The following is a 20231-nucleotide window of genomic DNA, read 5'->3' as shown; positions in this document are numbered from 1 at the left end:
CGCGTCACGCTCCCGAGCGCATGCGGGCACGGCATGCGTCGCCGAAGGTTTCGAACAGCTTCGTCGAAACCGGGTTGGCGGTCGCATTCCATTCGGGATGCCACTGTACCGCGAGATTGAAGCCGGGTGCACTCGGCACCGCGAAGGCCTCCACCAGACCGTCGTCGGCCACCGCCTCGGCGCGCGCGCCGGGCGCCAGACGGTTGATGCCCTGCCAATGCAGCGAATTGACCAGTATCCGCGGCTGGTCGAGCAGATCGGCCAGCAGGCCGCCGGGCGCGATTTCCACCTCGTGTGCCGGACCGTACTGGATGTCCAGCGGCTGCTCGGGATCCTCGCGGTGATCCTGCATGCCCGGCAGCTCATGCACCCGCTGGTGCAGACTCCCGCCCAGCGCCACGTTCATTTCCTGTAGGCCTCTGCAGATGGCAAACAGCGGAGTGCCGCGCGCCAGTGCGGCCTGGATCAGCGGCAGGCTGAGCGCATCGCGTGCCGGATCATGCAAGGTACCCTCCGCGCTGGGCGAACCGTTGTAATGATGGGGTTCGATGTTGGAGGGGCTGCCAGGCAGCAGAATGCCGTCCACGCGATCGAGCACGTCGTCGCAGGACAGCCATTGCGCCATCGCAGGAATGATGACGGGCACGCCCTGCACGACCTCGGTCACCGCCCGCAGATATTTCTCCGCCGCCGCATGGAACAGATGCGCCCCCAGCATGCGTGCATCGGCGGGAATGGCGATCAGGGGCTTGCGATCAGTCATTCGGGCTACCGTTGTTAAGTTTTTTAAACATATCACCGCCTCGAAGGCGAAACAAGCAGCCCTCGCAACGGCGCGAACGCTTGCATGACATGTGGTTCAACAACAGGGAATACCGTATTTCAACGACTCCTCGCCGGCCCTGCATGCAACCGACCACACCTTGCTTGACAAGCCCCACGGAGACCAAGACTATAAGGATATTAAACAATCAGGGCTCCTCAACCATGTCTGCGCACGACACCCCGCACAAGCACCCTGAGCTTGCCGCCTTCCTGCAGGCCCACCCGGATGTCGTGGCGGTCGACCTGATTGTCTCCGACGTCAACGGCATTCTGCGCGGCAAACGCGTTTCCGTGCAGTCCCTGCCCAAAATATATGCCGACGGCGTCAACCTGCCCGGTTCCGTATTCGCCGCCGACATCACCGGCGACACCGCCGAGGAAACCGGGCTGGGCTTCGAGATCGGCGATGCCGATCAGATCTGCCATCCCATCCCCGGCACGTTGCGTCGCACTCCCTGGCACGCGCGTCCCACGGCGCAGCTGCTGCTCACCATGTACGACGAGCATGGCGCTCCCTATTTCGCCGACCCTCGCCACCGGCTGGCAGACATGCTGGCGCGCTTCCGCAAGGACCTCGGCCTGACGCCCGTGGTAGCGGTGGAGCTCGAGTTTTACCTGATCGACCGCGCCCGCGCGCCGGACGGCGGCCCGCAGCCGCCGATTTCGCCGGTCAGCGGCGAACGCGAACACAAGACACAGGTCTACGGCATCGCCGAACTCGACGATTACGGCGCTTTCCTCGAAGAAGTCGACGCAGCCTGCCTGACGCAGGGCATCCCGGCCGACACGGCGGTCGCCGAATACGCTCCCGGGCAATACGAAATCAATCTGCGGCATCAGAGCGACCCGCTCGCGGCCTGCGATCACGCCGTTCTGCTCAAACGTGTGGTGCGCAGCGTGGCCCAGCGCCACGGCATGTATGCCACCTTCATGGCCAAGCCCTACGCCGACCTGCCGGGCAGCGGTACGCATATCCACGTCAGCCTGCTCGACGCCGACGGGCACAACGTCTTCGGCAACGGCGACGCGCTCGGCAGCCCGCTGCTACGCCACGCGCTCGGCGGCCTGATCGAAACCATGCCCGAATCAATGGCCCTGTGCGCGCCCAATGCCAATTCGTTCCGCCGTTTCCGCGAAGACACCTTCGTGCCGCTGTCGCCGGCCTGGGCCTACAACAATCGCACCACGGCACTGCGCATCCCCGCCGGCCCTGATCATGCGCGCCGGCTCGAACACCGGGTGGCCGGCGCCGACGCCAACCCCTACCTGCTCACGGCAATGGTACTTGCCGGCATCCACCACGGCCTCACGCACCGATGCGACCCCGGCGCCCCCATCGAAGGCAACGCCTACGCCCAGCTGGCACCGGCGCTGCCGATCACCTGGCTGGACGCGCTGCGCGCACTGGACGCGGCCGCGATCCTCCCCGGCTATCTCGGCAGCGATTTCCTGCGTGTCTACCTGGCCAACAAACACACCGAGCGCGCCAAATTCCGCCACCACATTTCCTCCCTGGAATACGCCTGGTACCTGCATACCGTCTAGAAGACCGGAGCCACGCATGAATCGGGCCGCACACGCCGACTCCTATTACGCCGCCACGAAACGCTACGCACTCGACTTCCCCGCGCTCGCGGAAAACCTCGACGTCGACGTCTGCGTGATCGGCGCCGGCATCACCGGCAGCTCGGCCGCGCTGCACCTTGCCGAGCGCGGCTACCGGGTCGCGCTGATCGATTCACAGCGCGTCGGCTGGGGCGCATCCGGACGCAGCGGTGGCCAGAAGATCGCCGGCTTCGCCTGCGACATGGGCAAGCTGCGCCGGCTCGTGGGGCCAGACGACGCCAAGCGGCTGTGGGACATGTCCGTGGAGGCCATGCAACTGCTCGACGAACGCGTCGCGCGCCACGCCATCCCCTGCGACGCCGCATCGGGGCATCTGCACGTCGGCCTCAAGCCGCGCCACGACCGCGAACTCGAGCAATGGCGCGAGGAACTCGAAGGCGTGTACGGCTACAGCGGGCTCGAAATCCTTCGCGGCGAGCCCCTGCTGGCCCAGGTCGGCAGCCCGGTCTACACCAGCGGGCTCTACGACCCGCACAGCGGCCATATCCATCCGCTCAACTACACCCTCGGCCTCGCCGACGCCGCGCACAAGGCCGGCGCGCAGCTATTCGAGGAAACCCCCGCCCTGCGCATCGACCACGGCAGCACCGTCACCGTGCACACGCCCGGGGGCGCCATCCATGCGCGCCACGTCATCGTCGCCGCCAATGCCTACATCGACCTGCTCGCACCTTCGCTGCGTCGGCGCATTATGCCGGTAGGCACCTATATCGTCGCCACCGAACCGCTCGGCGAAGCGCGCGCCCGCAGGCTGCTGCCTACCAACGCCGCGGTTGCCGACATGAACTTCGTGCTCGACTATTTCCGTCTCTCGGCCGACCATCGCCTGCTCTTCGGCGGCCGCGTGTCCTACTCGCGCATCGAACCGCTGAGCATTCGCCGCTCGATCCGCGCACGCATGGTCAAGGTATTTCCCGAGCTCGCAGACGTCGGCATCGACTACGCCTGGGGCGGCTACGTCGCCATCACCCACAACCGCGCACCGCACTTCGGCCGCCTTGCCGACAACGTGTATTTCGCCCAGGGCTTCTCCGGCCACGGCATCGCCCTCACCGGTCTGGCCGGCCAGCTCATGGCCGAGGTCGTCGCCGGTCGCGAGGAACGCTTCGACGTGTTCACCCGCATCCCGCACATGCCTTTCCCCGGCGGCGAATGGTTCCGCACCCCCGCCCTGGTCGCAGCCATGACCTGGGCTCGCATCAGGGATGCGTTACCCTGATAGCACCTTGATGCTTTGCGAATCCTGAATCCTGAATCCTGAATCCTGAAGTATCCAGCCGATGCAAATCGGCTTTCGGTTTCTAGCGCCATCACACCGATAGCGTCTCGCCCAGGTCGCTCTGCCATCCCAACCGGCAAAAACCCGTTCATGCAATAGCCGGACAGCATGCATACCCGGATTGTTTTTCACGCACACAACAATGACAGAGTGCGAGATTTATGATCCAAATCTAGCTTTATATACCGCAATCACATCAATAGCAGACATCATCAGCGCCTGGGAAAGCACCACAAAGACAACAGACAACAACCCATATCCCAATGGGTCGTGTCGATACGAAAAAAATATATTTATCAAAGAAATCTCAGATAACAACAAGAACGGAAACAACATAAGACCAACCACATCATACCCAACAAACTCGACCGAAGTTTGAAAAGGATTGACCCAGCCCACACTCATTTTCCCGCACGCAACCAGCAGAACCACCGCCCTACATACCAAGTCGGCAAAAGCGAGCCAAAATACCAACAAAACAAAATCCGCATAAAAACCATGCCCGATCAAACGAACAATACGGCTGGATATAACCATAGGAAACAGCAACGCCAGCGCCAAATACAAACCTGATAACTGCCCCCTGTAATGTGCATATGTTTTCTCGAAAACACCGACTTCACTACTCATGATCTTTGCGCGCAAGGGAACGACAATATTGTTACTGACCCACACGTAACCATCGTCACTTGCGGTCAAGATCACTCCGACATTAGGCTTCAAAGATTTTTCCATAACCAAGACCTCATTAAGACAAGATTAAAGCGGCATATTTCGCTAATAGAACCCTCAAATTTACATAACTCACGATTCTTTATTGAAGCGATACGCATACAAGACCAGGCGCCGTACTTCTCTAGGTGAAATGACACAGCATCCACAACCCACACACACGGAATAACATGCAAAAATCACACTAATAATTATTTATTATTAATATCACCAATCATCATAACAACGACCATCCACACCCCGTCACTTTAGAAACAAAAACAAAACAGACACTTGCCGAACCACGGACAAGACACAGAGAAGACAATTCAGCGCATCCGCTCGTGAATCACTGACTGAAATGACCTCGCCCCTCAGTCCGAACGGCATCCAAACAGTGCAACAACGCTCAGTCACCACGTCTAGGTTCTTAGGATCGTCTTATCAGAAAAGAAAGAGTGACGCACTGGACTGCCCGGGGAATCGAACAACTGGCAACTCAGGGCACGGCTTGGCTCCAACCTAGGTGCAGGCATGTTCCAATTAGGTTGTTGCCTGGTTAGCATCAGACCACCAGATCGAAGAGAAACCAGTAATCAGTAAGCCCTTCGCCCTTATTCGGACCAAACGGCCATGTACAACCATACGATTGGCGCAATATGGATCGCATTTATGATCTATTGGTCTATTTCCGCTGTAGGCGTCAAGCCGGCCATCCGCAAGGCCGGAAAAGACCGCTGGCAACGCCTGTCGACCCATGCGCTCCTCGCGCTCGGCATTCTGACCGCCACCCTGTTCATCCCAACGTCGCAGTGGTTTCAGGCTGAGCACATGTATGCCGAACATAGCCGGGCGATGGGGCTCGTCGGGCTGGCGATGGTTATGCCGGGGATCGGCTTTGCCGTCTGGGCACGCATTCATCTCGGGCGGAATTGGGGCATGCCCATGGCGCGCAAGGCCGAACCGGAACTTGTGACGAGCGGGCCGTATGCGTTGACCCGCCACCCGATATACACAGGCATCCTGCTTGCCATGTTGGGCACTGCCATCAGCGAAAGTGTCGTCTGGTTAATTCTTCTGATGGTTTTCGGCACCTATTTTTTCTTCAGCGCCCGCCGCGAAGAAGAATTCATGGTCCAGCAGTTCCCAGATCAATATCCGACTTATAAACAACGCACAAACATGTTCCTTCCCTACCTGCTTTGAGGATCAGGCTTGCCCGGGTGGCTCGCTGCCTATAAGCCACCATCGTAGGTACACAAGGCGCCATAAAGTTCCGGACGGCGGTCGCGGAACACGCCCCAGGCGCGGCGGGCCTCGCCGATGGCATCGAGATCGAAGCTGGCGGTGAGAATGGTCTGGTCGGAACGACCGGCCTCGGCGACCTTGGCGCCGAGGTGGTCGGCGATGAAGGACGAGCCGTAGAAGGTCAGCTCGCAGCTCTGCCCGCGCTCGACGCCGATGCGGTTGGAGGCGATCAGCGGCACGATGTTCGCGCCGGCGTGTCCCTGCATCACGCGTTGCCAGTGGTCGCGCGAGTCGAGTTCGGGTTCCTGGGGTTCGGAACCGATGGCAGTGGGATAGAGCAGGAGTTCGGCGCCCATCAGCGCCATGCTGCGCGCGGCCTCGGGGAACCACTGATCCCAGCAGATGCCGACGCCGAGCACCCCGTAGCGGGTCTGCCAGACCTTGAACCCGGTGTCGCCGGGCGAGAAATAGAACTTCTCCTGGTAGCCGGGTCCGTCCGGAATGTGCGACTTGCGATAGCGCCCGAGCACGCGCCCGTCCGCGTCGACCATGGCCAGCGAATTGAAGAATGCATTGCCCGCACGCTCGAAAAAGGACAGCGGGAGCACCACGCCCAGCTCGGCGGCCAGCGCGCTCATGCGCGCGATCATCGGGTTGTCCGCAACGGGCCGCGCCAAAGAGAAATGCTCCGGCAGCTGGTCCTTGCAGAAGTACGGCCCCTCGAACAGTTCCTGGATGAGCACGATCTGCGCGCCCCGGCCCGCGGCCTCGCGGATCAGGCCTTCGGCACGCTCGATGTTGGCCTCGCGGTCTTCGCTGCAGGCCATCTGGGTGGCCGCGACGGTCACGGTTCGCATGTCGTTTCCCCGGGAGTGATGGATGGGCGGCATTATCCGCCAGCCGCCCGCCGCACCCAAGCGCGGCGAGCGGCGGGGCGGCGCTCAGCGGCTCAGGTCGATCCAGGTCGCCTTGAGTTCGACGTATTTGTCGATCGCGTGCAGCGACTTGTCGCGGCCGTTGCCGGATTGCTTGTAACCGCCGAAGGGCACGGTCATGTCGCCTTCGTCGAAGCAGTTGACCCACACGCTGCCGGCGCGCAGGCGGCGGGCGACGCGGTGACCGCGGCTGAGGTTGGAGGTCCACACCGCGGCGGCCAGGCCGTAGGGCGAGTCGTTGGCGATGCGGATCGCCTCGGCCTCGTCGGTGAAGGCGATGGTCGACAGCACCGGCCCGAAGATCTCCTCGCGCGCGATCTTCATGTCGTTGGTCACGTTGTCGAAGATGGTCGGCGCGATAAAGTAGCCGCCGGTCTCGTTCATCACGCGCTCGCCGCCCAGGCGCAGGGTCGCGCCGCCGGCCCGGCCGGCCTCGATGTAGCCCATCACGCGGTCGAGCTGGATGTCGTCGACGATGGCGCCCATGCGCGTGGCGGGGTCCAGCGGGTCGCCCGGCTGCATGGCCTCGCCGGCCGCGATCACCTTCTCCAGGAAGGCGTCCTTGATCGAGGCCGCGACCAGCAGGCGCGAACCGGCGGTGCACATCTCACCCTGGTTGTAGAAGATGCCGAAGGCTGCGGCGCGCGCGGCGGCGTCGAGGTCCGGGCAATCGGCGAAGACGATGTTCGGCGTCTTGCCGCCGCACTCCATCCAGGCGCGCTTGAGGTTGGACTGGCCGGCGTACTGCATGATCTGCTTGCCGACCGCGGTCGATCCGGTGAAGGCCACGCAGTCGACATCCATGTGCAGGGCGAGCGCTTTGCCCACCGTACCGCCGAAGCCGGGCAGCACGTTGAACACGCCGTTGGGGATACCCGCCTGCTGCGCCAGCCTGGCGATGCGGATGGCGGTCAAGGGCGCCTTCTCGGAGGGCTTGAGGATCACCGAGTTGCCGGCCGCGAGCGCAGGGGCGAATTTCCAGGAGGCCATCAGGATGGGGAAGTTCCAGGGCACGATGGCGGCGACCACGCCGACCGGCTCGCGCGTGACCAGGCCGAGGGCATCGTCCGGGGTAGGCGCAACCTCGTCGTAGAGCTTGTCCACGGCCTCGCCGTTGAATCGCACGCAGCGCACTGCGGCGGGGATGTCGATCCGCGTGGTGTCGCCGATCGGCTTGCCGGCATCGAGCGATTCCAGCAGCGACAGCTCCTCGGTATGGTCCTCGATGAGCTGCGCGAAGCGGATCAGCACCGTCTTGCGCTCGCGCGGCGCCATGCGCGACCACACCCCTGCCTCGAACGCATGTCTCGCCGCCGCGACGGCGTACTCGGCATCCTCCGCGTCGCATTCGGCGATGCGCGCCAGCACCGCGCCGTTGGCCGGGTTGATGCAGTCGAAGGTCTTGCCCGAGACGGCGTCGACATAACCTCCGTCGATGAAGGCCCGCCCCTCGATCGACAGCGCCGCCGCCCGGGCGCGCCACTCTGCATATGTGTGCTTGCTGCTCATGATGTGCTCCTTCGAAACTACGCGATGACGTCGCGCCACAGGGCCTCGGCGTCCGGTTAGGGGATCAGAAGGTCGGCGGGCTGTTGGCGCTGACGATCTCGGCCTCGACCTCGCCCGGATTGCGAAAACGATGCGGAATCCGGCTCTCGAAATAATAGGCGTCGCCGGGGCGCAACAGACGCGTCTCGCTGCCGACGGTGATCTCCATGCAGCCGCGCACCACCACTCCGGCCTCCTCGCCTTCGTGCTGCAACATGTCCTCGCCGGTATCGGCGCCGGGGGCGTAGACCTCGCGCAGCATCGACATCTGGCGGTTCTTGCGGCCGGCCGCGACCAGAAACAGATTCACCGGGCCGCTGCCCAGGTCCGGCATCTCATCGCGATCGAAGAACGCCTGCACGGGGCTACCGATGTCCTGGGTGAAGAAATCGGCGATGGAGATGGACAGTCCGTCAAGAATCTTCTTGAGCGAACCGATGGACGGGCTGACGCGGTCCTGCTCGATCTGCGAGATCATGCCGTTGGTCACGCCCGCGCGTTTGGCCAGCTCGCGCTGCGACAGGCCATACAGCTCGCGCAACGCGCGCAGGCGCCCTCCTACCTCCATGCTGCCACCTCAGCCACACATGGCTAACAAAATAATAAACACGATGCTATCAGAAAATCCCGTATTCGAACCATATCGGGCGGCATTGTTTATTTTATTTAACATGCCCTAGAATCCAACGATACTTAACGCCAGCGAGGAAACACGGCATGAATTCGCCCGATCAACGTCCGACCGTCGCCCGGGACCGCCAGCAGCGCGAAGCCTTCTGGATGCCCTTTACCGCTAACCGCCAGTTCAAGGACAACCCGCGCCTGCTGGTCGCCGCCGAAGGCGTCCATTACACCACTGCCGACGGCCGCCGCATACTCGACGGCCAGGCCGGGCTGTGGTGCGTCAACGCGGGCCACGGGCGCACGCGTATCGCCGACGCCGTGCAGCGCCAGATGACCGAACTCGATTTCGCGCCATCATTCAACATGGGGCATCCGCTGCCCTTCGAACTGGCCAACCGGCTGGCCGAAATCACGCCCGGCGACCTCAACTACAGCTTCTTCACCAACTCCGGCTCGGAATCCGTCGACACCGCACTGAAGATCGCGATCGGCTACCACCGCGCACGCGGCGACGGCGGCCGGCAGCGCCTGATCGGTCGCGAGCGCGGCTACCACGGCGTCAACTTCGGCGGTTCCTCGGTCGGCGGCATCGTCGGCAACCGCAAGCAGTTCGGCACTCTGCTGCCTGGTATCGACCACCTGCCACATACCCTGAACATCAAGGCCAACGCCTTCACCCGCGGCCTGCCCGTCGAGGGCGGCGAGGAGCTGGCCGACGGTCTGGAACGCCTGATCGGCCTGCACGACGCCTCCACCATCGCCGCCGTGATCGTCGAGCCGGTGGCCGGCTCCGCCGGCGTGCTGCTGCCGCCCAAGGGCTATCTGCGCCGCCTGCGCGAGATCTGCGACCGTCACGGCATCCTGCTGATTTTCGACGAGGTGATCACCGGCTACGGCCGCCTCGGCACGCCCTTCGCGGCCCATTACTTCGACGTGCTGCCCGACATCATGACCACCGCCAAGGGCCTGACCAACGGCAATGTGCCGATGGGTGCGGTATTCGTCCGCCCGCACATCTACGAGGCCTTCATGCAGGGCCCAGAGTCGCTCATCGAATTCGCGCACGGCTACACTTACTCCGGCCACCCGGTCGCCTGCGCCGCAGCGCTTGCCACACTCGACATCTACACCGAGGAAGGGCTGCTCACCCGTGGCGCGGCGATGGCGCCGCACCTGGAAGACGCCGCGCACGGACTCCGGGAGCTGCCGCACGTGATCGATGTGCGCAATCTCGGCCTGGTGGCCGGCATCGAGCTGGAACCGCGCCCCGGCGCGCCGGGCGCCCGCGGCTTCGAGGTGCACCGCCGTTGCTTCGACAACGGCGCGCTGGTGCGCTACACCGGGGACATCATCGCGCTGTCGCCCCCGCTGATCATCAACCCGACGCAGATCGGGGAACTGGTCGACATCGTCGCCGCGGCCATCCGCGACACCGCCTGAACTTCGCAGGCGAAGCAGCAAGAGGAGAAGCGACATGATCATCGGTCTGCCCAGGGAAATCAAAAACCACGAATACCGCGTTGGCCTGACGCCCACCGGCGTGCGCGAACTGACCGCGCGCGGCCATCGGGTACTGGTCGAACGCGGTGCCGGCGCGGGCGTCGGCCTCGACGATGCCGCCTATGTGCAGGCCGGGTCGCAGATGGTCGAGGGCGCCGAGAGCGTGTTCGCCAAGGCCGAGATGATCGTCAAGGTCAAGGAGCCACAGCCAAACGAGTGCGCCATGCTGCGCCCCGGGCAGATCCTGTTCACCTATCTGCACCTCGCGCCCGATCCCGAGCAGGCCCGCCTGCTGGTGGATTCGGACGCCGTCGCCATCGCCTACGAAACCGTCACCGATGCGCAAGGCGGCCTGCCGCTGCTCGCGCCGATGAGTGAAGTGGCCGGGCGCATGGCCGTGCAGGCCGGCGCGCACGCACTGGAAAAGGCCCAGGGCGGACGCGGCATACTGCTCGGCGGAGTTCCGGGCGTCCTGCCGGGCAACGTAGCCGTGATCGGCGGCGGCGTGGTCGGCGTGAACGCGGCGCGCATGGCGCTCGGCCTCGGCGCCGACGTCACCGTACTGGACCGGGACCTGAACCGCCTCAAGCAGCTCGATGCCCAATACGGCCCGCGCCTCAAGACCCTGTACTCCACCACCGATGCATTGGAAAGCGCCGTGTTCCAGGCGGACCTCGTCATCGGCGCGGTCCTGATCCCCGGCGCCGCCGCACCCAAGCTGGTGACCCGCGACATGCTCTCGCGCATGCGCCCCGGCGCGGTCGTGGTCGACGTCGCCATCGACCAGGGCGGCTGTTTCGAGACCAGCCATCCGACCACCCACCAGGATCCCACGTACACGGTCGACGGCGTGGTGCACTACTGTGTGGCCAACATGCCCGGGGGCGTGGCGCGCACCGCCACCTTCGCGCTCACGCAGGCCACCCTGCCGCATGTGCTGGCGCTGGCCGACAAGGGCTATCGTCAGGCACTGCACGACGACCCGCACCTGCGCGCCGGACTCAACGTGCACCGCGGCGACATCACCCACCCCGCCGTGGCCCGCGACCTCGGCTACGCCTACCGTCCCGCGGCCGAGGCCCTCGTGGCCTGACGCCGGCACGGCAGACCTGGCGCCGCTCGCCCCTTCGCCCTACACCATGAGGCTGACATGAATCCAACCCCCGCCACCCACGCCGACAACACCGTGCTCGGCCATTTTATCGACGGCACCCACGTCGCCGGTACCAGCGGCCGCCTCGGCGACGTGTACAACCCGGCGACCGGACAGGTGCAGGCCCGCGTCGCGCTGGCCGACGCGGCGGAAACCGAGCGCGCCATCGCCAGCGCCGCCGCCGCGGCACCCGGCTGGGCCGCCACCACGCCGCTGCGCCGCGCGCGCGTGCTGTTCCGCTTCAAGGCCCTGCTGGAGGCGCATGCCGACGAACTCGCGCGACTGATCTCGCGCGAACACGGCAAGACCGTGCCCGACGCCCTCGGCGAGCTGACCCGCGGCATCGAGGTGGTCGAATTCGCCTGCGGCATCCCGCATCTGCTCAAGGGCGAGATGAGCGAGGACGTCGGCACCGGCGTCGACAGCTGGTCGCTGCGCCAACCCCTCGGCGTGGTCGCCGGCATCACCCCGTTCAACTTCCCGGCGATGGTGCCGATGTGGATGTTCCCGGTCGCCCTCGCCGCCGGCAACGCCTTCATCCTCAAGCCCTCCGAGAAGGACCCGAGCTGCCCGCTGCGCGTGGCCGAACTGCTCACCGAGGCCGGCCTGCCCGATGGTGTCTTTTCCGTCGTCAACGGCGACAAGGCGGCGGTCGACACCTTGCTCACCGACAGCCGCGTCGCGGCAGTGAGCTTCGTCGGCTCGACCCCGGTGGCACGCTACATCTACGAGACCGGCACCGCCCACGGCAAGCGCGTGCAGGCCCTCGGCGGGGCCAAGAACCACATGCTGGTGATGCCCGACGCGGACCTCGATCAGACCGTGGACGCGCTGATCGGCTCGGCCTACGGCTCCGCCGGCGAGCGTTGCATGGCGATCTCCGTGGCGGTCGCGGTCGGCGACATCGCCGACCCGCTGGTCGAGCGCCTGGCCGAACGCACCCGCGCGCTCAAGGTCGGCCCAGGCGACGCCGATGAGGTGGAGATGGGGCCGCTGGTCACCCGCGAGCACTGCGAGCGCGTGAAGTGGTATGTCGGCCTGGGCGTGGAGGAAGGCGCGGAACTCGTGGTCGACGGCCGCGACTGCCGCGTGCCCGGCCATGAGGACGGCCACTTTCTCGGCGGCTGCCTGTTCGACCGCGTCACTCCCGAGATGCGCATCTACCGCGAGGAGATCTTCGGCCCGGTGCTCGCGGTGGTGCGCGTGCCCGATTTCGACAGCGGCCTGCGCCTGATCGACGATCACGCCTTCGGCAACGGCACCGCGATCTTCACCCGCGACGGCGGCACCGCGCGACGCTTCAGCCACGCCGTGCAGGCCGGCATGGTCGGCATCAACGTGCCGATCCCCGTACCCATGGCCTTCCACAGCTTCGGCGGCTGGAAGCAATCGCTGTTCGGCGACATGCACATGCACGGCCCCGAGGGCGTGCGCTTCTACACCCACCTCAAGACGGTGACCTCGCGCTGGCCCTCGCGCGCCACGGGCAGCGAATTCCAGATGCCCGTGCACAAGTGATTCCAGCCCCACCCGGCGGCAATGCCGGGCGGGAAATGATCGACCCTTTACGGCCCCGCCCCGCGGGGCCGTATCATTAAGCTCCCCATGACCCACGGACCCCTGATGACCCTGTTCTCCGCCGCGCTGCTGTTCTTTCTGGTGATGGACCCCTTCGGCAACATCCCCCTGTTCCTGAGCGCGCTCAAGCAGACGCCGCGCGAGCGTCAGCCGGTGGTGATCGTGCGCGAAATGCTGATCGCGCTGGTCATCCTGCTGGCGTTCATGTTCTTCGGCCGGCAGCTGATGGACCTGCTGCAGGTCTCGCCCGCGGCGCTTGGCGTGGCCGGCGGCGTGGTGCTGTTCCTGATCGCGTTGAAGATGGTGTTTCCGGATGCCGGCGGGTTACACGAGAAGATCGAGGGCGAACCCCTGGTGGTGCCGCTTGCCGTACCGCTGATCGCCGGGCCCTCGGCGATCTCCGCGGCCATGCTGATGGCCAGCCGCGAACCCGGCGAATGGCCGCTGTGGACCGGCGCGCTGCTCATCGCCTGGGCCGCCAGCGGCCTCATCCTGCTGGCAGCCACGCGGCTTTCGCGTCACCTCGGCGCGCGCGGCCTGGCCGCCCTGGAGCGTTTGATGGGCCTGATCCTGACCGTCATCGCGGTGCAGATGCTGCTGAGCGGGATCGCCCAGTTTCTGCATTTGCCGGCCGGCGCTCAGCCGCCTCTCTGATCGGATACGCCCGGCTCGCCGCCGAGCAGCGTCGCGCGCGCCTCCTCGGGATCGAGCATCGCGCTGGCACGCGCCAGGAAGATGATGGCGAGGCTGAATACCGCGATGATCACCATGCCCCACGGGTAGACGATGTCGCCCAGCCCGCCGGTCAGCGACTTGGGACCGAGGTAGGTGATCAGCCACATGCCGACGAAGTACGGCAGCAGCCACCACGCACCGCGCCACTCCAGGTGCGCCAGACTGCGGCGCGTGGCCAGTTCGTACCCGAGATAGATCAGGAAGAACACCGCCAGCATGCCGAACAGGAAGTCGTCGGTGCCCGCTCCGCTCCAGTAGATGATGTAGTTGGAGACGATGAAGGCGATCGGCGCGATCAGCCACGGCCAGCGCAGCAGGAACGGGCGGCCGTGGTCGGCCACCGGCAGGGTCTTGCGCAGGCTGAGCAGCACCACCGGGCCGATGCCGTAGGAAAGCACGGTCACCGACGAGATGTAACCGACCAGCTTCTGCCAGGACGGGAAGGGGAAGAAGAAGAATACGCCGAAGGCATAGGTCACCAGCAGGCCCACCCAGGGCACGCCCTTGTCCGTTACCCGGCTCATCAACGCGCTCATCAGGCCTTCATTGCCGGTGGCGTAGACCACGCGCGAGGCCGTGGTGCTGTAGATGATGCCGGTGCCGCCGGGCGAGATCACCGCATCGATATAAAGCAGCAGGGCCAGCCAGCCGAGCCCTGCCAGTGCCGCCATGCCGGCGAAGGGTCCGGCGATGCCCGCGAAGTGCAGATTGGCCCAGCCGTGGGCGATGCTGCCCGGCGCGACGCCGTAGATCATCGCCAGCTGCAGTAGCAGGTAAAGCCCCAGCGCGAGCACCACCGAGCCGATCACCGCCTTGGGAATGGTGCGTTTCGGATCGCGCGATTCGCCGGCCAGCTCGACCGCCTGACGGAAACCGAGATAGCTGAACACGATGCCGGAGGTGGCCACCGCCGAGAGCACGCCCTGCGAACCGTAGGGCGCGAAGCCCTGCACGCTGCCGTTGCCCGCGTGGAAGGAAAACAGCAGCAGGGCGAGAATCGTGAGCGCCGGAACGGCCAGCTTCCACCACACCAGCGTGGTGTTGATGCGCAGCAGCCAGCGGATGCCGAAACCGTTGAGCAGCACGAAGCCGCCCAGCATGGCCGCCGCCACGAAGAAGCCGGCGGTGGTCAGCACGCCGGTATGCGGCGAGACAAGGCCATGGAGGTAATTGTTCGCATAGCTGAGCACCGCCATCACCTCCACCGGCGGCACCGAAACGTAGCCGAGGAACACCACCCAGCTCATCACCATCGCCATCAGGTTGCCGTGACTGAGCTTGGGGAAGGCCACCACCGCCCCGGCGCGCGGGAAGGCGGTCGCGAGCTCGGCGTAGACGAAAGCCAGCAGCAGGATCGCGGCGCCGCCGATCACCCATGACAACAGACTGGCGGGGCCAGCGGCCTTGGCGGCATTGAGCGGGCCGAACAGCCAGCCCGATCCGATCATGCCGCCGAGGCAGGCAAACAACAGGCTCAGGATGCCCGCCTCGCGCCGCAGCTTGCCGGCTCCGGTACTGACGCGCATCGCATCGTGTGTCACGGCCATAGCAGGTACCTCCACAATCGAGTGATGTCGCCGCACCAACGTGCGGCGACGGCCCCCCTTGTCGCCGTCTATCGACATGGACAATTGCAATAGCCATACCGTTTCATGGGTGTTGCGCGGCCCGGCCACCCCTGACATGCATCCATCCATAGAATACAAGCACTTGTTTTGATTAGAATTAGTGATAGATGCCGCCTGATCGAGGCGAATTAAACATGTTGCGGCGCCATCCTGGCGCGGATGCACTGCGATGGTTCCGTGCCCGCCCCGATTTCGGGCGTGCACGCGGCCGCGGAGGCCTACCGGGAAAGGCTGCGCAGACGGCGGATGAGCAGGCGCAGGCCGGCCGTACAGGCATGCGGATCGGCGGTGCCGTCGGCGCGCAGACGCAGGCCGAGGAGCTCGAGCGCCGGCAAATCGCCGAGCGCACGGCCGAGATCGAGCGTTTCGGCAAGACCGATGGCGTGTCCGGACAGCGGCGACGCGAAACGCGCGAAGGTATCCTCGGCATACCAGGCGGCTGGTTCGCAGCCGCCGGCGACGGCATCGACCAAGATCGCGCGCTCGACGCACTGCAGACGTTCGAGCAGGGCCGGGCCGGGGCGGTCCAGGGTCTCGACGATCACATCATGGGCGGGAGCAAAGCGACTGCGCCGCAGGCGCTCGACCAGAATCCAGGCGATGCGGTCGCCGCCGAAGGGCGAGCCGATACCGAGAATCGCGAGTCGCGTCATTCGCGGCGCACGTCCAGACGCAGGAAGTGCGTGGCGCAGGAGATGCAGGGGTCGTAGCTGCGGATGACCTGCTCGCCGCGCAGGCGCAGGGCCTCGTCCGGCTGGTCCAACCCGAGGAGTTCCAGCGACTGGCGCAGATCGGCCTCGATGCGCGCCTGATTCTGGCTGGTCGGCGGCACGATGCGCGCACGGCATACGTGACCGGCCTCGTTCATCTCGTAGCGATGCCAGAGCAGCCCGCGCGGCGCCTCGGTGGCACCGAAGCCCACCCCGGCACGCGGCGTCACCGCCGCGGCGGGCAGCGGCGGCTCGGCATAGTCCGCGAGCAGGCGCTCGGCCTCGCCGACGATGAAGGCGATTTCCGCCGCACGGGCGATCAGGCTGTGGAACGGGTTTCTGCTGGGCAGCCGCAGCCCCCCCGCGAGCAGCCGCTCGCGCAGCGCCTGCGGCAGGCGCTCGTGGTTGAGATTCAGGCGTGCCAGCGGGCCGACCATGTAGGGCTCGTCGTGCAGCAGCGCGTGCAGCGCGGTGGAATGCGGCACCTGCAGTTCGCGGAAATGCGCCTCGAAGGCCTCGGCGCCGATATCCAGGCCGCGATCGCTGACGATGCGCCCCTCGGCCATCGCATAGTCCTGCGGATGGCGAAGGGCGACGCTGACGAAGTCCTGGTCGGAGTCCGGCACGGGCAGGGCCAGCGCCCAGTCGAGCAGGGCCAGCGCGTCCTCCTGTGCATCGTTCAGGCGTGCGCGCATGACCGCCACCGCCGCCACGGTCGGGGCGTGATGGAAGCCGCCCACGCAGGCGCCCACGGGATGCACCGAGCGACCGCCGAACAGGGCGATCAGGTCGTTGCCCAACGCCTGCAGACGCAGCCCCCGGCGGACCAGCTCGGGATGCCCCTTGGCCATCTCGACGACGCTGTCGTAACCGAGGAAATCGGGCGCCGCGAGCAGGTGGATGTGCAATGCATGGCTCTGCAGCCATTCGCCGCAATAGAACACCCGGCGCATGCGACGCACCCAGTCGTCGACGGCGACGCCCATGGCCTGTTCCAGGGCCGCGACCGCGCTCATCTGGTAGGCCACCGGGCAGATGCCGCAGATGCGCGCCACCGCGTCCGGAATCTCCTCGTAGCCGCGTCCCTCCAGCAGCTTTTCGAACAGCCGCGGCGGCTCGTAGATGCGCAGTTGCAGGCGTTCGATGCGGCCCTCGCGCACTTCCAGCGAAAGCGCGCCCTCGCCCTCCACCCGCGCCAGCACGGGCACCTCAATGCGCACGTCGCGGCGTTCAGTCATCGGCATGTCCCCGCGCCCGCTGCCCGGCCTCGAGGAATGCGGGCGCCTGGCTGTTGATGAAATGGAAGCGTCGCACGATCGCCTCGTCGACCAGGCCGATCCCGGCGAAACGGCGGCCCAGCGCCTGCGTGTTGGGGCGCTCGGCCGGGCCGTAGCAGCCGTAGCAATCGCGCTCGAAGCGTGGGCACAGCGCGCCGCAGCCGGTGCGCGTGACCGGACCCATGCACGGCGCGCCGCGGGTGACCATCACGCACACCGCCTGCTGGCGCTTGCATTCGAGGCACACGCGCTCGTCCGGCACCGCAGGCGGTGCGCCGGCGAGCAGGCTGCCGACGGCGATCAACACCTGCCGGCCGCTGACCGGGCAGCCCCAGAGTTCCAGGTCGACGTGCACGTGTTCGCGGATCGGCGACACCTGCGCCAGGCTGGAGACGAACTCGGGGCTGGCGTAGACCGTGCCCAGCCAGCCGTCGCCGTCGGCCAAGTTGCGCAGCGCCTGAATACCGCCGGCGGTGGCGCAGGCGCCGAGGGTGACGAGAAAGCGGCTGTTGGCGCGGATACGTACGATGCGCGCGCGGTCCTCCGGCGTGGACACGCTGCCCTCGACGAAGGCGATGTCGACCTCCGCCTCCGGGTCCATGGGGCCGGCTTCCGCGAAGTGCACCAGATCGACCCGCTCGGCCAGCGCCAGCAGCGCCTCGCCGGCATTGAGCAGGGCGAGCTGACAGCCGTCGCAGGAGCTGAACTTGTGCACCGCCACGCGCGGCTTGCGCGGCGGCGCGGCGGCGTTGCTTGCGGATACCTCGCTCATCACAGACTCCGGTGCCGCAGCCACGGCGCCAACACGGGATAGGGAAACACCGGGCCGTCGCGGCATACGAACAGCGGCCCGAGCTGGCAGTGGCCGCAGTGGCCCACCGCGCAGTGCATGTTGCGTTCCATGCTCAGCCACACCCGCTCGGGCGGCATGCCGTCGGCCAGCAGCCGCTCGGCGACCGCTTTCATCATCGGCTCGGGCCCGCACATCAGCGCGTGCGCCTTGGAATGATCGAATTCGGCGTGATCGAGCAGCACCGTGACCGGGCCCACGTCCCAGGCCCAGTGCGGCCCGCCGACGTCCGCCGCCAGCCACACCTGGGTGTCCGGCGCGCAGGCCCAGGCCTCGTAGCGCTGGCGCCAGATCAGGTCCTCGGCATGCTTGACGCCCTGGATGATGACCAGCCGCCCGAAGCGCGCGCGCCGGCGCATGATGTAATCGATCACCGACACCACCGGGGCGCAACCCAGACCGCCGGTCACCAGCACCACGTCGCCGCCCTCGGCCTCCTGCAGCGGCCAGCCGCGCCCGTAGGGACCGCGCAGCCCGACCCGATCGCCCGGGCGCAGGGTGGCGAGCGCGTGCGTCACCCGCCCCACCGCGCGGATCGTGTGACCGATTAAACCGGTCTCGTCCGGGTCGGAGGAAATTGAGATCGGCACCTCGCCGACCCCGTGCATGCCGAGCATGTTGAACTGGCCCGGGCTGCTGCGGAACGCGGCCTGACGCGCCGGATCGACGAAGCGCAGGTGCAGGGTGAAGATGCTGGCCGACTCCTCCGTGCGTTCGACGATCTCGGCCGGCGCGGGCAGTTCGTGCAGCGTCATGCCTTCCCCTCGCCAGCCAGCGCGACGACTTCCGCGGTCAGATCGATGCCCACCGGGCACCATGAGATGCAGCGCCCGCAACCCACGCAGCCGGAGCGCCCGTACTGGTCGTGCCAGTGCGCCAGCTTGTGGGTCAGCCACTGGCGGTAGCGCGCGCGGGTCTCCGCGCGGATCACGATACCGTGCAGATAGCTGTGCCCGGCGGTGAAGCAGGAATCCCACTGGCGGTAGTGTTCGCTGACGATTCCGTCGCTGGCCGGCTCGTCGAACTCGGCATGACAGAAGCAGGTCGGGCAGACGGCGGTGCAGTTACCGCAGGACAGGCAGCGCTCGGCCACCGCATCCCAGTGCGGCGACTCCAGGCGTTCCAGTAAAGTGGCGCGCAGGTCCTGCGACGGCAATGCTCGGCTCTGCGCCGCCGCGGCCGCCGCGACGCCCGCGCGCGCCGCGTCCATCCGGGCCTGATCCGCCGCCGGCAGATCGAGCCCGGCCAGCACCGCGGCGCCGACATCGCTGCCGGCGGCGACGATGAAACCGTCGTCGATCTCGTGCAGCGCGAGGTCGAAACCCGACTCGGCCTCGGGCCCGTCGCCGGTGGAGGCGCAGAAGCAGGTGTCGGCCGGATGCGTACAGTGCACCGCCACCAGAAACAGCGCATCGCGCCGCGCGCGGTAGGCGGGATCGGGAAACGGCTCGCGCAGGAAGTGACGGTCCTGAAGCTCGAGCGCGGCCAAGTCGCAGGCACGCACGCCGATCACCGCGGTCGGCTCGATCGCTTCGGCGGCGGCGCCGAAATGCAGTTCGCCCGTGGGCGTGCGCCAGCTTGCCCACAGACGCTCGCGCGGCCTGAATACCAGCGGCTTGAGCGCCTGCGGTCCATTCGCCCAGGCGAACTGACGGGCCAGCGGCGACGGCTCCAGCGCGTAGCGCCCCGGCGACTGCGCGTCGCGCACGCCCGTTGGCAGGTCGGCGGCGGCACCGATTGAGCCATAGACGATGGCCCCATCGCGCACGCGCGGGCCGATCACGGCGTAATCGCGCGCGCGCAACGCGTCGATCAGACGATCCAGACCGGCGCGCGCCAGAAATCCCTGCTCGGTCGTCACGATACTCACTCCCCGAGATTCCGCCTGGCCGGCGCTCCACGCGGGGCCGACCCGTGAAGGTATAGCACGCGATGGGCTGGCTCGGTTTGATGTCGCTCAACCCGAACGGCGCTATTCTGGTCCATGCTTATGCCTGTACGCCG

18 protein-coding genes are annotated in these 20231 nt (G+C 66.2%); 7 read left to right on the top strand and 11 right to left on the bottom strand.

Features of this window, described 5'->3' with window-relative positions:
* Nucleotides 1–4: 4 nt before the first annotated feature.
* Nucleotides 5–763: a gamma-glutamyl-gamma-aminobutyrate hydrolase family protein gene (locus THPRO_RS15505; RefSeq protein ID WP_038091371.1), complete on the bottom strand. Its 759-nt coding sequence runs from the start codon at nt 761–763 to the stop codon at nt 5–7.
* A 224-nt stretch (nt 764–987) separates the two neighbouring features.
* Between THPRO_RS15505 and THPRO_RS15500 the strand changes: the two genes are divergently transcribed.
* Both THPRO_RS15500 and THPRO_RS15495 read left to right on the top strand, forming a co-directional pair.
* Entirely contained in the window at nt 988–2370 is a 1383-nt protein-coding gene (locus THPRO_RS15500; RefSeq protein ID WP_038091367.1) for a glutamine synthetase family protein, read from the top strand.
* Between the two features lie 16 nt (nt 2371–2386).
* Nucleotides 2387–3670, top strand: a complete 1284-nt coding sequence (locus THPRO_RS15495; protein WP_038091363.1) for an NAD(P)/FAD-dependent oxidoreductase — start codon at nt 2387–2389, stop codon at nt 3668–3670.
* Between the two features lie 219 nt (nt 3671–3889).
* Here the strand turns inward: THPRO_RS15495 and THPRO_RS15490 are convergent, their stop codons facing one another.
* Nucleotides 3890–4465: a hypothetical protein gene (locus THPRO_RS15490; RefSeq protein WP_038091360.1), complete on the bottom strand. Its 576-nt coding sequence runs from the start codon at nt 4463–4465 to the stop codon at nt 3890–3892.
* Nucleotides 4466–5074: 609 nt separating this feature from the next.
* Here THPRO_RS15490 and THPRO_RS15485 point away from each other — a divergent pair.
* On the top strand, nt 5075–5647 hold the full coding sequence (locus tag THPRO_RS15485) for a methyltransferase family protein (protein WP_052064509.1): 573 nt from the start codon (nt 5075–5077) through the stop codon (nt 5645–5647).
* A gap of 29 nt (nt 5648–5676) precedes the next feature.
* On the opposite strand, the gene aguB is transcribed toward THPRO_RS15485, so the two are convergent.
* The 3 genes from aguB to THPRO_RS15470 all read right to left on the bottom strand — a co-directional run bounded on the left by aguB (nt 5677) and on the right by THPRO_RS15470 (nt 8740).
* The gene (gene aguB / locus THPRO_RS15480; protein WP_038091358.1) at nt 5677–6546 is read right to left on the bottom strand and encodes an N-carbamoylputrescine amidase; all 870 of its coding nucleotides are present in this window, start codon (nt 6544–6546) and stop codon (nt 5677–5679) included.
* An 84-nt stretch (nt 6547–6630) separates the two neighbouring features.
* Entirely contained in the window at nt 6631–8133 is a 1503-nt protein-coding gene (locus THPRO_RS15475; RefSeq protein WP_038091356.1) for an aldehyde dehydrogenase, read from the bottom strand.
* Between the two features lie 64 nt (nt 8134–8197).
* The gene (locus THPRO_RS15470) at nt 8198–8740 is read right to left on the bottom strand and encodes a cupin domain-containing protein (RefSeq protein WP_038091354.1); all 543 of its coding nucleotides are present in this window, start codon (nt 8738–8740) and stop codon (nt 8198–8200) included.
* A gap of 149 nt (nt 8741–8889) precedes the next feature.
* On the opposite strand from THPRO_RS15470, the gene THPRO_RS15465 reads away from it, so the two are divergent.
* The 4 genes from THPRO_RS15465 to THPRO_RS15450 all read left to right on the top strand — a co-directional run bounded on the left by THPRO_RS15465 (nt 8890) and on the right by THPRO_RS15450 (nt 13681).
* The gene (locus THPRO_RS15465; protein ID WP_052064508.1) at nt 8890–10236 is read left to right on the top strand and encodes an aspartate aminotransferase family protein; all 1347 of its coding nucleotides are present in this window, start codon (nt 8890–8892) and stop codon (nt 10234–10236) included.
* Between the two features lie 34 nt (nt 10237–10270).
* Nucleotides 10271–11389: an alanine dehydrogenase gene (gene ald, locus THPRO_RS15460; protein ID WP_065089842.1), complete on the top strand. Its 1119-nt coding sequence runs from the start codon at nt 10271–10273 to the stop codon at nt 11387–11389.
* 57 nt (nt 11390–11446) lie between these two features.
* Entirely contained in the window at nt 11447–12967 is a 1521-nt protein-coding gene (locus THPRO_RS15455) for a CoA-acylating methylmalonate-semialdehyde dehydrogenase (RefSeq protein WP_065089841.1), read from the top strand.
* Between the two features lie 87 nt (nt 12968–13054).
* On the top strand, nt 13055–13681 hold the full coding sequence (locus THPRO_RS15450) for a MarC family protein (protein WP_201787010.1): 627 nt from the start codon (nt 13055–13057) through the stop codon (nt 13679–13681).
* Here the strand turns inward: THPRO_RS15450 and THPRO_RS15445 are convergent.
* The 6 genes from THPRO_RS15445 to THPRO_RS15420 form a co-directional block, all read right to left on the bottom strand.
* Nucleotides 13666–15309, bottom strand: a complete 1644-nt coding sequence (locus THPRO_RS15445) for an APC family permease (protein ID WP_201787009.1) — start codon at nt 15307–15309, stop codon at nt 13666–13668. The two genes, THPRO_RS15450 and THPRO_RS15445, sit on opposite strands and share 16 nt — an antisense overlap.
* A gap of 299 nt (nt 15310–15608) precedes the next feature.
* Entirely contained in the window at nt 15609–16043 is a 435-nt protein-coding gene (locus THPRO_RS15440; protein ID WP_052064507.1) for a hydrogenase maturation protease, read from the bottom strand.
* A complete protein-coding gene (locus tag THPRO_RS15435; RefSeq protein ID WP_065089840.1) occupies nt 16040–17338 on the bottom strand; it encodes a Ni/Fe hydrogenase subunit alpha in 1299 nt (432 codons plus the stop codon). Before THPRO_RS15435 ends, THPRO_RS15440 begins: the two co-directional genes overlap by 4 nt.
* Nucleotides 17331–18149, bottom strand: coding sequence for an NADH-quinone oxidoreductase subunit B family protein (locus THPRO_RS15430; protein WP_038091521.1), 819 nt, complete (start codon nt 18147–18149; stop codon nt 17331–17333). Before THPRO_RS15430 ends, THPRO_RS15435 begins: the two co-directional genes overlap by 8 nt.
* A complete protein-coding gene (locus tag THPRO_RS15425) occupies nt 18149–18982 on the bottom strand; it encodes an FAD/NAD(P)-binding protein (RefSeq protein ID WP_038091345.1) in 834 nt (277 codons plus the stop codon). Before THPRO_RS15425 ends, THPRO_RS15430 begins: the two co-directional genes overlap by 1 nt.
* Nucleotides 18979–20097, bottom strand: coding sequence for a 4Fe-4S dicluster domain-containing protein (locus THPRO_RS15420; protein ID WP_236717331.1), 1119 nt, complete (start codon nt 20095–20097; stop codon nt 18979–18981). The genes THPRO_RS15425 and THPRO_RS15420 overlap by 4 nt, the downstream gene beginning before the upstream one ends.
* Nucleotides 20098–20231: the final 134 nt, after the last annotated feature.

It is taken from the genome of Acidihalobacter prosperus (assembly GCF_000754095.2).
GTDB lineage: Bacteria > Pseudomonadota > Gammaproteobacteria > DSM-5130 > Acidihalobacteraceae > Acidihalobacter > Acidihalobacter prosperus.
The sequence above is the reverse complement of the archived record's forward strand: the minus strand, read 5'-3'. Positions and strand labels throughout refer to the sequence as shown.

Excerpts from the sequence above, each read along its gene's own strand:
- THPRO_RS15505 (WP_038091371.1), bottom strand. The coding sequence starts at position 763 with ATGACTGATCGCAAGCCCCTGATCGCCATTCCCGCCGATGCACGCATG.
- THPRO_RS15450 (WP_201787010.1), top strand. The coding sequence starts at position 13,055 with ATGACCCACGGACCCCTGATGACCCTGTTCTCCGCCGCGCTGCTGTTC.
- THPRO_RS15490 (WP_038091360.1), bottom strand. The coding sequence starts at position 4,465 with ATGGAAAAATCTTTGAAGCCTAATGTCGGAGTGATCTTGACCGCAAGT.
- THPRO_RS15475 (WP_038091356.1), bottom strand. The coding sequence starts at position 8,133 with ATGAGCAGCAAGCACACATATGCAGAGTGGCGCGCCCGGGCGGCGGCG.
- THPRO_RS15440 (WP_052064507.1), bottom strand. The coding sequence starts at position 16,043 with ATGACGCGACTCGCGATTCTCGGTATCGGCTCGCCCTTCGGCGGCGAC.
- THPRO_RS15500 (WP_038091367.1), top strand. The coding sequence starts at position 988 with ATGTCTGCGCACGACACCCCGCACAAGCACCCTGAGCTTGCCGCCTTC.
- THPRO_RS15470 (WP_038091354.1), bottom strand. The coding sequence starts at position 8,740 with ATGGAGGTAGGAGGGCGCCTGCGCGCGTTGCGCGAGCTGTATGGCCTG.
- THPRO_RS15425 (WP_038091345.1), bottom strand. The coding sequence starts at position 18,982 with ATGACGCTGCACGAACTGCCCGCGCCGGCCGAGATCGTCGAACGCACG.
- aguB (WP_038091358.1), bottom strand. The coding sequence starts at position 6,546 with ATGCGAACCGTGACCGTCGCGGCCACCCAGATGGCCTGCAGCGAAGAC.
- THPRO_RS15455 (WP_065089841.1), top strand. The coding sequence starts at position 11,447 with ATGAATCCAACCCCCGCCACCCACGCCGACAACACCGTGCTCGGCCAT.
- THPRO_RS15435 (WP_065089840.1), bottom strand. The coding sequence starts at position 17,338 with ATGACTGAACGCCGCGACGTGCGCATTGAGGTGCCCGTGCTGGCGCGG.
- THPRO_RS15465 (WP_052064508.1), top strand. The coding sequence starts at position 8,890 with ATGAATTCGCCCGATCAACGTCCGACCGTCGCCCGGGACCGCCAGCAG.
- THPRO_RS15445 (WP_201787009.1), bottom strand. The coding sequence starts at position 15,309 with ATGGCCGTGACACACGATGCGATGCGCGTCAGTACCGGAGCCGGCAAG.
- THPRO_RS15430 (WP_038091521.1), bottom strand. The coding sequence starts at position 18,149 with ATGAGCGAGGTATCCGCAAGCAACGCCGCCGCGCCGCCGCGCAAGCCG.
- ald (WP_065089842.1), top strand. The coding sequence starts at position 10,271 with ATGATCATCGGTCTGCCCAGGGAAATCAAAAACCACGAATACCGCGTT.
- THPRO_RS15485 (WP_052064509.1), top strand. The coding sequence starts at position 5,075 with ATGTACAACCATACGATTGGCGCAATATGGATCGCATTTATGATCTAT.
- THPRO_RS15495 (WP_038091363.1), top strand. The coding sequence starts at position 2,387 with ATGAATCGGGCCGCACACGCCGACTCCTATTACGCCGCCACGAAACGC.